At 62.2% G+C, this 12,050-nt stretch carries 6 protein-coding genes; 5 read left to right on the forward strand and 1 reads right to left on the reverse strand.

All coding sequences use genetic code 11. From position 1 onward, the window contains the following. Positions 1–4: 4 nt before the first annotated feature. Genes J6525_RS07100 through J6525_RS47235 form a run of 5 tightly spaced genes read left to right on the forward strand, consistent with a single transcriptional unit; the run spans position 5 to position 10,565 of the window. Entirely contained in the window at positions 5–1,027 is a 1,023-nt protein-coding gene (locus J6525_RS07100; protein ID WP_225643147.1) for a helix-turn-helix transcriptional regulator, read from the forward strand. Between the two features lie 51 nt (positions 1,028–1,078). Continuing rightward, positions 1,079–4,405: a TM0106 family RecB-like putative nuclease gene (locus J6525_RS07105; RefSeq protein WP_225643149.1), complete on the forward strand. Its 3,327-nt coding sequence runs from the start codon at positions 1,079–1,081 to the stop codon at positions 4,403–4,405. Between the two features lie 3 nt (positions 4,406–4,408). Continuing rightward, entirely contained in the window at positions 4,409–5,725 is a 1,317-nt protein-coding gene (locus J6525_RS07110; RefSeq protein WP_225643151.1) for a hypothetical protein, read from the forward strand. Further along, positions 5,722–7,767, forward strand: coding sequence for a phospholipase D-like domain-containing protein (locus J6525_RS07115; RefSeq protein WP_225643153.1), 2,046 nt, complete (start codon positions 5,722–5,724; stop codon positions 7,765–7,767). Before J6525_RS07110 ends, J6525_RS07115 begins: the two co-directional genes overlap by 4 nt. Further along, on the forward strand, positions 7,764–10,565 hold the full coding sequence (locus J6525_RS47235; protein ID WP_225643155.1) for a DEAD/DEAH box helicase: 2,802 nt from the start codon (positions 7,764–7,766) through the stop codon (positions 10,563–10,565). The genes J6525_RS07115 and J6525_RS47235 overlap by 4 nt, the downstream gene beginning before the upstream one ends. A 928-nt stretch (positions 10,566–11,493) precedes the next feature. Here J6525_RS47235 and J6525_RS07125 read toward each other — a convergent pair. Next, positions 11,494–11,943 (reverse strand): hypothetical protein, encoded by a 450-nt coding sequence (locus J6525_RS07125; protein ID WP_225643157.1) that lies wholly within the window; start codon positions 11,941–11,943, stop codon positions 11,494–11,496. Between the last annotated feature and the right edge of the window lie 107 nt (positions 11,944–12,050).

The raw sequence follows: 12,050 nt of genomic DNA on the forward strand, positions 1-12,050 counted from the left end.
CGCAATGCGCTATGACAAGACACGGAACATCCTGGAATTGGCGCGGGCCCTGGCGAGCAGCGCCGAGGGCCTGACGTTGGACGAGATGTGCCAGGTGACGGGATGCGAGCGCCGCACTGTTGAACGCATGCGCGACACCATCCGCACGGTGTTCCCGCAGATGGAAGAACTCGCCGATCACCCGAAGAAGCGCTTCCATATCCCCAAGGGGCTCGACGGGTTTTTTCAGGACCCGACGACCGAAGAACTCAGCGATCTCGGCGTCGTCGTCGCCGAGCTGCGCGAGTCAGGAGCGACCTCGCGCGCGGAATCGCTCACCAGTCTTGAAAGGAAAATTCGCGCCGCCATGCGGCATGGACGCCGGAGGGCTACCGAGACCGACGTCGAGGCTTTGCTGCGCGCCGAACGGATCGCGGTACAGGCGGGACCGCGGCCGACGGAAGACCCGGCCGTCCTGATGCTGCTGCGCCGTGGACTCCTTGAGATGAAGCTCTTGCGCTTCATCTATCATGGCGGTTCAAAGCCAGGCTCTTCGCGCGACGTCGTTCCCTTCGGCATCATCTTCGGTCGCATGAACTACCTGATCGGTGCGGACGCGGGCACGACCAAGCCGAAGCACTGGCGGCTCGACCGGATCGAACAGCTTGAATGCCTCGATGATGCGGCCTCGCCTCCCGAAGACTTCGACCTCGCGGCCTTCGCCAACACCGCTTTCGCCTACTACGAGGGTGAGCAGGAAAACGTGGTTTTGCATGTGCTGCCGAGTGGCATGGAGGACTTCAAGAACCACCGGTTTCATTCGAGCCAGACCGTCGAAGAGCATCCCGAAGGCGGCGTCATCGTGCGCTTCCGCGCAAGCGGCATGCTGGAGCTGGCATGGCACCTCTTCACCTGGGGCAACAAGATCGAGATCGTCGAGCCGGTCTCCCTGCGCCAGCAGATCACCACCGAAATGCGAGCCGCCCTGGCGCATCACGAAGAACCTTTGCGTTTCACTTACGTCCTCGATTCGAAAAGAGCGTCCTAGCCGGAGCCCTACGTCCAATTTTGTCGCACCCCATTTCTATTCTCTCGCACCATGCATCCGCTTTCCGCCTCACGCCTCATTGATTACCTCGGCTGCCCGCACCAGGCCGCGCTCTGGCTTGCCGGCGTCAAGCCTGCCGAAGACGCGGATGCGACCCTGCAACTCATCCGCGATAAGGGGTTCGAACATGAGGCCGCGGTGTTGGCGCGGCTAGAAGAGCGCTTCGGTGCCGCCGCCCGTATTCCTTCAGGTGGCAGTCTTGCCGACCGGACCCGGCTAACGCGAGAAGCAATCGCGCACGGTGCGAAGCTCATCTACCAAGGCGCGCTGATGAAGGAAGCCTGGGTCGGATATCCTGACTTTCTCTTGCAGAACGGAGACCCGGGCACGTTCGAGCCCGAAGACGCCAAGCTTTCTCGGTCGGCCAAAGGCGAATACCTGCTGCAACTCGGGATCTATGCCGAGTTGCTCGAGCATATGTTCGGGATTCCCGTCCAGGGTGGCGTGATCCACGTCGCCGCAGGCGAACCAGTGCCCTTCGATCTGCGCCGGACGCGTTTTATTCTCCGGCGGCTCATGCGCAGCTTTGAGCGCTTCGTCGCCGAAGAGAAGCACATCACCAAGCCGCATCCCTGTGCCGCTTGCGCACAATGCGACCACAAGGCGCGCTGCGAGTCCGAATGGCGCGAGGCCGACAGCCCGTTCTTCGTGGCCAGCGTTAGCGGTGCGCAGGTCACCAAGCTCGCCGCGTCCGGCGTGACGACGCTCGCGCAGTTGGCGGCGCTCCCGGCGAACGCCAAGGTCGACGGCATGGGCGCGGAGACGCTCGCGAAACTGTCGGCGCAGGCGCGCCTTCAGGGTGCCGCCCGAGCGAGCGGCCAACATGGCTTCGAGCTATTGCCCTACGCGCGCGGGCGCGGCTTTGCGATGCTTCCGGCGCCCGATGACGGCGATCTCTACTTTGACATGGAAGGCGATCCTCTCGCGGGCGAAGGGCTCGAATATCTCTTCGGCGTGTATGGCCGCTTGAACGGCGACCGCGATCTGACCTTCCGCCCGATCTGGGCGCACAATCCCGCCGAGGAAAAGCTGGCGTTTGAAAATCTGATGCGCCTCCTGCTTGAGCAGGTGCGGCGGCATCCCAACGCGCACATCTATCATTACGCCGCCTACGAGACGACCGCCCTCAAGCGCCTCGCTATGCGGTACGCTACGATGGAAGCGGAGCTTGACCATCTTTTGCGCGAACGCCGTTTCGTCGATCTTTACCGGGTCGTGGTGCAGGCGCTACGCGCCTCGACCGAGAGCTACTCGATCAAGGACCTTGAGGCTCTTTACTGGCGCGAGCGCGGCGGCGAGGTGCAGACGGCGTCCGACAGCATCGTCGAATACGAGCGGTGGTGCCTCACCAAGGACAACGCCATTCTCGATTCGATTGCCGCCTACAACAAGGATGACTGCGTTTCGACCGCGCACCTGCATGCGTGGCTTGAGAAGCTGCGCCCGGCCGGCGTCAATCTTGAGGTCGTCGACGACACCGCCGCCGAGAAGCGCGAGCAATCTGCCGAACGCGCCCAGCGCGAAGCCCGCAAGCAGGCCCTTGCGGCGGCGGTACGTGCCTCTACGCACGGCGATGCGCGTGTGCGCGATCTTGTCGCCGAACTGTTGTGGTTTCATCAGCGGTCGCAGAAACCAGGATGGTGGGCGCTGTTTGAGCGGCAGACGTGGTCGGAGGACGAGCTGGTCGACGATGCCGAAAGCCTGGGTGGTCTTCAGCTCGACACCTCCACGGCGCGGGTGCCGGTCAAGCGCTCATTTGACACGACGTATGCCTTTCCGCCGCAGGACACCAAGCTCAAGGTTGGCGACAGGCCAAAGATCGCCGAAACGATTGGCTACGCTGGCACTATTGTTGAGATTTCTGCAGACGAGGGACGCGTCGTGCTTCGGCGGGGCGCAAAAGCTCCGGCCATGCCGGACCGCTTCAGCCTGGTTCCCGCGCCGATCGATTTGCAAGGCGTCCCGGACGCGGTATTGGCCTTTGCCGATCGCTTCGCCCGCGGCATGATCAAGGACGATCAGGCGTTGCTCGACATTTTGATGCGCCGCGCGCCTCGCCTGCGAGGCCGCGCGGCCGCATCGCCGATCCGCACCGTAGACGAACCTCTGACCGACGCTGTGATCCGCGCGGTCACCGACCTCGACCATAGCTATCTCTTTATTCAAGGACCGCCCGGAACCGGCAAGACCTATACGGCGGCACAAGCGATCGTCGCGATGCTCCGCGCTGGCAAGCGCGTCGGCGTGTCGTCGAACTCGCACAAGGCGATCAACAAGCTGCTTGCCGAGGTGGACAAGCGCGCCGCTGAGACGGGATGCCGTTTCCGCGGCGCCAAGAAAGGCAGCGACGACAAGCCCGAGACGGAACACACCAGCGACAACATCGTAACGGTCTTTAACTCAGAGGATGTTACCCCGCAGCACCGTCTCGTCGGCGGCACGGTGTTTCACTTCTGCCGCGACGATCAGCGCGGAACCTACGACTATCTGTTCATCGATGAGGCGGGACAGGTCTCCCTCGGCAATCTCGTCGCTATGGGAGCCGCCGCCGCCAACATCGTGCTGGTCGGCGATCAGATGCAGCTTCCGCAGCCCGTTCAGGGCGTGCATCCTGGCGAGACCGGCTTCTCAAGCCTTGAGTACCTTTTGGAGGATCGGGCAACCGTAGCCGATGATCGCGGCATCCTGTTGAATGAGAGCCGCCGCCTGCATCCGGCTCTTTGCGAGTTTATTTCCGATGCAATCTATGACGGGCGGCTTGAGGCACATCCCTCGACCAAGAACCGCTATCTTCGGCTGCGGCCCGGCGTGCACGGCGAACTTCGACCGGCAGGCCTCTCCTTCGTGCCCGTCGCGCACGACGGCTGCACGCAATCGAGCCGGCCCGAGGCGGAGGCGATTGCCGCGCTTGTTCAGGAATTGCAGACCCACGAAATCGTCCGCGATGGCCAGGCGGCGCCCGTCACGCTTGCGGACATCCTGATCGTGGCACCCTATAACCTGCAAGTGAACCTCCTGAGGCAGCTTCTACCGCAGGGCGCGCAAGTCGGCACCGTCGACAAGTTTCAAGGGCAAGAGGCTGCGGTCGTCATCGTCTCGATGACAACATCTAAGGGCGTCGAAGCGCCCCGTGGCACGGAATTTCTCTTCAACCCGAATCGCTTCAATGTGGCGGTAAGCCGCGCGCAATGTCTTGCCCTCGTAGTTCACGGCGCCGAGCTTCTCGAAGGCGCGTGGACGAAAATCGAAGACCTTCACCGCCTGAATCTGTTTGCCCACGCCGAGTCCATCGCGCTAGGTTCATACATTGAGCAGTGAGTTATGTTGAGAGCGCCTTTCAGTTCCGAGTTCGATCCCTCCGAGGAAGCCGAAGGCAGTATTGATCCGCTTGGATTGAACCCGGGCTACGAGCGCCTGGCCGATCGGCTATTGCCCGCGGTCACCGTGCGAATGGGTAATCCGCGCTTTGTTACCGCAATCGCGATCGGCGCCCGCGTTTGCGACGAATGGGATACCGACGCCGTTGCTTCCGACGGAATCACACCTCCCTGGCTTGTCTGGGAATGGTTTGTCGTCGAAGCCTTTGTCCGCATCGGGAATTCGCCCTCCGAATCCTCCGGCGTGCCCGGCATTCTGAAGGTGCGACGAGCCCTTCGGCATCAACGTCCCGTATGCCGCACCTCCTATCTCAAGACGCCTTCCGCATTCGGTTTCACCGGAGTATTTCGGCGGCTGGCGCAAGGAATCGGAGTCATTACGGAGGACGGAACGCTCGATGACGACGGCTACGAATTAGTTTCCGCGTGGGCGAAGGACCGGGGACTCGATGGCTTCCTTGATGCGGCGGCTGGTACTGGGCCTGCATTTCGCGAGCGGCTCCGGCGCGCGGTCGCTCAAGGCATGGAAAAGGGCCATACCACCTACCAGCCGGGAGATTTTTGGCACGATCTCGCGACCCGACTCGACCCGCGAACGCCGGGTCGTCGCGAAAAGAAGGTGCTCATCGAACGCATTTTGTCCCGCGCCGGTGACATCGAAATGATCGCTCAATTGAAAGACGCGCTGATCGGGCAAGGCGGCGTCAGCGAGCGCGACCAAGAGGCCCCCTTTCTTCGCAGGCTGAGCCGCAAAGCGCCCGCCGAGCTTGAACAATTGCTCACCGCAATTGATGCCTATGAAACGTTCGGGCGCGCGATCACCGATGCTTTTGACGCTCTGCGCTATTGCGCATCAGGCCAGGGCGGCGCGCCGGTCGACGCCAAGAGCTTCTCGGCATCGAAGACGGTCGGCTCGTCCCTGGCGCTCCTCAAGACAGGCCTTGCCCGCGTCCGCGCCCACCCGGCGCTGCTCGAATGGGAGCGAGACGAAAAGGGCATTGCGCAAGCCATCGACCGGTTCGAAGACGTTCAAACAACGGCCGATTTCTTCGAGGCGATCCTCCATCATCACGAGCAGGTCCAACGCGAGAAGCCGCCGAATGGAAAGCGCGCCTGGTTCGAACGCAGTCCGCGCGGACGAGTCGTCCTCCGCGCGGGCTACACACTGCGGGAACCGCCAACCGGCAAAGGCGGCTATGTGCACGAATATCGCGTTCCCACCTTCTCGCGCTTTCTCGTCGATCTTGGTGCGCTGCGATGAAGGCACGGCGCCTGTCGACCTCGGAGCAAACACGCGCGCGCCTGCTCGATTGGTGGGCCGGCGAAGAGGCTTTCGGCCGTCCAATTGGCTGCGTGACAACCAGCTTTACGTTCGACGCTGAGCTCTTCGAGGAGCAATGTCTCGCGCGCTTCCTGTCGATTCAAAGCAATCCGAACGAAACGGCGAAAGCGTACCTCATCGAGCGCGAGGAGAAACTCTCGCAATCTTTCGCCTGTGTACTGGTCGATAGCGCACACGCCGCTCGCGATCGCAGCCTGCGCTGGCACATGTTGCCCGTCACCCTGCCGGGCGGCGGGGTGTTGCATGCAAAGGTGACGTTGCTGGTTTGGGAGCACTTCATCCGGATTTTGGTCGCCTCCGCCAATCTCACCGAACCCGCCTACCGGCGCAATCAGGAGATCATGGCTCCCCTCGATTTCGGCCCCGAGGGCAATCCAGGACCGGAGCTGCTGACCGAGTGCGTCGCGTTCCTCAATCAGGTGCGCGCCTTCGCGCCAGGCTTTGACCGGTCCGACGTCGGTCCGCAGGCCGCATTGGCCGGATTTCTGACGGAGGTCGAACGACGCGCGCGCTTCCTTCCGCCGGCCGATCGCGACGAAGCCGAGTGCGCTCTCATTGGTCTCGTTCCGGGAGGCGATACGGTCGTTCAGCAACTCGCCGCCCGATGGGTTGGACCACGGCCGGATCGAGGGTGGGTCGTTAGTCCGTTCTTTGACGAAGACGCTCGCGCCGGATCGACGGCGGCGGAATTCGCGACGCTTCTCACGACGCGCGGCGAACGCTGGCTGCATTTTGGCGCACCGGGAAGAACTCTGCCGGACGGAACCGTGCAAATCGACGCCCCGGCTACGCTGACGACGCCATCGCATTCATCGCTCCGGCATGCGTTCTCGTTTGTCGAGCAGCGCCCCGAGATCGACGGCAAAGAGCAGGATCGGCCGCTTCATGCGAAATCCGTCTGGCTGGAACGTGACGAGCGCGCGCTGTACATGCTGGGATCGAGCAACTTCACCGCGGCGGGGCTCGGGCTGCATCCGCGCCACAACATCGAACTGAACCTCGCCTACAACATCCGTGATCGCGGATCGCGTTTTGGCAAGCTCTGCGCGCTGTCATGGCCGGAAGAGAATGAACTCGACGACATCGACGACGTCCAATTTCTTGGCGGATTGCCCGACTCGGCGGACAGCTCGGACACGCCCCCGTTGCCGGCCGCGTTTGGTCTGGCCCTCTTTTGCCTCGACGAGCGCGGCGGACGGCTCGAATTGGAGATTAGCGGCGATGCACCGCCCGTCTTCGCGGTCGAGTCCAAAGAGCAAGGGGCGCTCCTGGACAGCCAGAGCTGGATCAGCAGCGGAAGTCCCGGCACGATCGTTGTCCCATGGGACTCGAAGCGGTTGTCCAGCTCACTGGATGTCCGCTGGCAGGATGACGAAAAGCGTGAGTACAGCGCGCCATGGGTCATCAATGTTGCCGACATGGCGGCCTTGCCGCCTCCCGACGAGCTTGGCAGCCTCTCGCTCTCGGAGCTCATCGAGATCCTGACCTCCGCTCGACCGTTGCATGAAATCGTGGTTCGCCTCCTTCAACGCCGGGACAGCCAGAAAACGTCCGGAGCGACAATCGAAATCGATCCGCATAAGAAAGTCGACACGAGCCAATTTCTCCTGCGCCGTATGCGGCGCGTTGCCCAGGCGCTTGAGGGCATGCGCGAGCGCTTGCAACAGCCGGTCAGTTCGCTGGAAGCGCTCCGCTGGCGCTTGCGTGGGCCGATTGGACCCATTGCCTTGGCGAAACGCCTCTCCGCCGAAGACCCCGAAGGCGCTGCGTTCATGATTGCCGAAGTTGCCACGACCTTGCGCAGCGTAGCATGGCGACCGCTGGCGTCGCTGCGGCCTGCGGCAATCCGCTTCGAGATTGCCACGATCATGCAGTCGCTGCACGAGTTCGCTCGCCAAGCGCCGGCGGCGCCTGGGCTTCGGAATTACGTCACGTCCTCTTTCGAGGAGCTTCTTTTGTGACCTGGCCCGTCGACACCGCCGATCTCGGAGAACGCCTCGATCTTCGAAATGATCGCGTCAGCGACTCGGACGCGCTTCGCCAGCAGCGAACCATCGCTGAGATACTGCGGCGGCTCGGTCATCAGCCGGGCATCGTACTCGCCGATGAGGTGGGCATGGGCAAGACTTTCGTTGCGCTCGGCGTCGCCATGATCGCCGCTCTTGCCGACCGCGGGAAACGGCCCGTCGTCATTATGGTGCCGTCATCCCTTCATGGAAAGTGGCCGCGCGATTTTGCCGTGTTCAAGGAGCGCGTGATCGAGCGTCCTGGCGACGCGTCGCTTCGCGCCGAACCCGTTGCCTCTGCCTTGGACTTTTTCCGACTCATGGATAGCGAAGCGAAAAGCCGCCCTCACATTATCTTTCTCAAACACGGGGCTTTCCATGTCCAGAACATCGATCAGTGGGTTCGCCTCGCGCTGATCAAGCGCGCGATCAGCGGCATGCATCTTGGCGAAAAACGCAGCGCCCTGCCTCGGTTTGCGGCGGGGTTGCTGCGAACTAAATCCTCCTACAACGATCCCGAACTTTTCGCAAAGCTCCTGCGCGTTCCGAACCGGGAATGGCGAAACGTTATCAACGACCACTACAGGGACCGGCAGCTCACGGAAGCTCCCGTTCCCGAGGCCATCCAAAAAGTGCTCGATTCGAGCGACATCGACGTCGCCGGATTGCGCGAGTGCCTGCGTGACCTTCCGGCGCGGGAGTCGGTCTCCATCGACGAACGCCTGGAACGCGCGCGCCGCGCGATCAACGATGCGCTCCGCGCGATGTGGCCGTCGACGCTGGCAAAGGCGAGCTTTCGCTCGCCGCTCCTGATTCTCGATGAAGCCCATCATCTGAAAAATCCGGCGACCCGTCTGGCGTCCCTCTTTGTAACCGATGACGCGCGGGAGGACGCCGGCACGATCACGGGTGCTCTGGACGGCTCGTTCGAGCGGATGATGTTCTTGACCGCCACGCCGTTTCAACTCGGACATCATGAGTTGCTCAACGTCATTGGCCGCTTTCAAGGTGTTGCCTGGAAAACGCTGTCCCAAAGCACGAAAGAGGAGTTTGAAGCAGAACTAGCGTCGCTTGGCACAACTCTTGACCGGGCTCAGCACCGCGCCGCTGAACTCGACAAGCGCTGGTCCTCTCTCCGTCCAGAGGATGTCGCCGGTCCGAACGGTGGCGAGCTATCCGTCGAGGATTGGTGGCAGGACACGATGTCCAATCCCGCAGCGCGGCCGGAACGCATTCAGATCGTCATGAGGGCCTTCCAGCAGGCGCAAGACGCCATGAAGGAAGCCGAAGCACCTTTGCGCAAGTGGGTGATCAGGCATCTCCGCGACTCGTTGCTCCCAGGCACCACCGTACCGCGACGCTCGCGGCAGGTCGGCCGTGCGATCTCTCTGTCGGCCGACGGCTCCGGCGGATTGCCTGTCGGCGACGACGCTTTGCTCCCGTTCCTTCTCGCCGCGCGCGCACAAGCCGTCGTCGTTCGCGAAGGCATGCGAGCCGGGCGAGCCACGTTCGCCGAGGGCCTCGCGTCAAGCTACGAAGCATTTCTGGAGACGCGACGCGGCGCACCGCTCGGCGAGGACGAGGAGGAGGCAGCGAAGTCAGTTGCTTCCGACAAGCTCGTAAACCTCTATGTCGAGAAGCTGGCCGCCGCGCTTCCTAATGAAGCGGCTTACGCGCAGCATCCGAAGATTGCTCCGCTGGTTTCGCGCGTCCTTGATCTCTGGCGGCACCGCGAGAAGGTGGTGGTCTTTTGCCATTACCGCGAAACCGGTCGCGCCATCGTCAGGCACCTCTCCGCTGCATTGGAAGAGCAGCTTTGGAACGACGCCGCACAACGGTTTGAGCTCGGATATGCAGATGTTCGCAAAGCCGTCATCGATTTTGGCGCGCGCTTCGACACGGACGGCGGCATGCGCCAGCCTCTGGATGATGAACTAATCGGACGGCTTGCGCCTTATGCTGAACTGAGCGACGGCGAACGGGAGAAGGTTCACGATGTCGTCCGCCGCTTTGTGCGAACGCCTTTGTTCGTCGCCCGCTACTTCGACATTCGCGCCCGCTCCGGCAAAGAAACATTGCAGGCGGCCTTCGACACCCGCGACCTGTCGGGCGTCGCGCTAGGCGAGAAGATCGACGGCTTTTTGAAGTTTATTGCCCGGCGATGCTCGCCTCGGGAGCGGCACGACTACCTGGACGCCTTGACCCGAATGCAGCCAGGAATCCGCGGAGAGACTCAACGCGATACGGACGATGATTTGAGCCAGATGAAAGGCGCCATCGTGATGCCAAACATTCGGCTCGCGAACGGACTTGTAAAGCAGGAAACGCGCCAACGATTGATGCTCGCTTTTAATACCCCGTTCTTTCCGGAGATTCTCGTCGCCTCAAGCGTTCTCGCCGAAGGCGTGGACCTTCACCTAAGCTGCCGTCACGTGATTCATCACGATCTAAGCTGGAACCCCAGCACCTTGGAGCAACGAACCGGCCGGGTCGATCGGATCGGCGCCATCGCCGAAACCGTTGCCAAGCCGATTGAGGTCTTTCTTCCGTATGTCGGCGGCACGCAAGACGAAAAACAATTTCGCGTCGTCATGGACCGGGAGCGCTGGTTTCAGGTGTTGATGGGCGCCGACTATCGAACCGACGAGTCCTTTACGGAGAAGGCCGCGGAGCGGATACCTTTGCCCGCCGCTGCCGCAAAGGCCCTTGCGTTCGACCTATCCGTCAAATCCGCCTCCGACGTCCAAGAATAGGACCGCCCTCGCTGGGCTCGGTCACGCTCCAGAGACACGTCGCCCGTAGGAGGGTCGATCGGATGCCCGCGTCAGAACTCGTGCCCTCGCTTCCATAACTGCTCATTCCGCGAATTGATGAGCCCAGCGGATCGCACGCTCTCGACACACCTATTCATACCTGCGGATGGTGTCGTACGCCTCACCGGATTTCATACCATCGCGTCGAGCCAATGAAAGCTGGTCCCGACGTTGCGTTTCCGGTTTGGGCACCACGGAGGCCCCATCAGCCGGCTCAAAGAACGACGCTCAGCGAACCTTTATAGTTCGCTGAGCGCATCTCTACTCTGTCGCGATCGCGAAGCTCTCGACAGCGAGGAAGCGGGTCCGGCCGCGGGTCCAAATTTCCGCGACATAGATCTCGCCGCCATTGGCAAGGTAACCATCCTGCCGGAATATCACTTCTGCCGTTTTGCAGTAGCGTCTCGCGAGGGTGCGAGCGCCTGCTTCCGCGGCAGTCATGATGTCCGTAACCAGGACGCCATTACGAACGAGACCGGGTCGCATTGGCCGGACCGAACAGTCCCGCCGAAACGGTCGTGTCAGCGCCCTCCCGTCGTTGATTCTCGAGTGGAAAATAAAGGCCTGCACTAGACCTCCTGAGTTTGCGCCACGGACACATGTCCGTGGTAACCCGCGCGAACGCGGAAGCAGGAGAAAATCGGCCAACCCGCGCGGACGCGGAGCTCGAGAAGGTAACCTCAGTCGCGAATGACCTTTAGGTGCCAAGATCTTTCGTCGCAGACGATGTATGTCTCAATCCTCTTGAGGTCTACATTGTTTAGGGCGGAAGGTTAACGGCCGTTAGTTTTGTGACACCAAGAGCCGAAAGTGGCGCCACCCTGACGAGCAGTAAGTCGTCAGAAGCATGTCTCCTTTCACGAATGTTTCAGAATGGCAGTTCGGACTCCGGGCTCTCGACGGCGACCTTCAGCGCCGGCGCCTCGCGATCACCGGGATCGACGCAGCGATTCCGCATCCGGCGCAGGGTCTGCTTTGCCTCGACGACAGAATACCCGCGCGCGTGCAGGTCCATCAGCGCTCTGCCGAGGAGGTCGCGATCCGTCCACGTCAACTCGGACAGGCGAGACGTGATCAGGGCGTGGACCAGGGCCATGCCGATCTCGCGGGCGTCCGGCGCTGCGCGGCTATCCATCCGGTTTCGCCAAGCGGCGCTCCGGAGACGCGTCTGCGCCCGCACGATTTCCACCGGCACGCGCCGGCCCATCTTCTTCGGCTTAAAGACCTGCGCATCGGGGCGATCCGGGATCCGAAAGTGTTCCTCACGGCGCGTCCTGTCGATCTGCTCGACGACCCGATCGATACCCTCTGGCTTCATGCTAATTCATCCCCGTCTTCCGGTGCACGGCGTGTTCACAATGCTCCGAGATACGGGCTCCGTCCGCAACGCGCAAGGATCTGAGGGACATGGCCGGAGGACGTGGC

The organism is Bradyrhizobium australafricanum, assembly GCF_020329495.1.
GTDB classification, from domain to species: Bacteria; Pseudomonadota; Alphaproteobacteria; order Rhizobiales; family Xanthobacteraceae; genus Bradyrhizobium; species Bradyrhizobium australafricanum.

Excerpts from the sequence above, each read along its gene's own strand:
- J6525_RS07125 (WP_225643157.1), bottom strand. The coding sequence starts at position 11,943 with ATGAAGCCAGAGGGTATCGATCGGGTCGTCGAGCAGATCGACAGGACG.
- J6525_RS07100 (WP_225643147.1), top strand. The coding sequence starts at position 5 with ATGCGCTATGACAAGACACGGAACATCCTGGAATTGGCGCGGGCCCTG.
- J6525_RS07115 (WP_225643153.1), top strand. The coding sequence starts at position 5,722 with ATGAAGGCACGGCGCCTGTCGACCTCGGAGCAAACACGCGCGCGCCTG.
- J6525_RS07110 (WP_225643151.1), top strand. The coding sequence starts at position 4,409 with ATGTTGAGAGCGCCTTTCAGTTCCGAGTTCGATCCCTCCGAGGAAGCC.
- J6525_RS07105 (WP_225643149.1), top strand. The coding sequence starts at position 1,079 with ATGCATCCGCTTTCCGCCTCACGCCTCATTGATTACCTCGGCTGCCCG.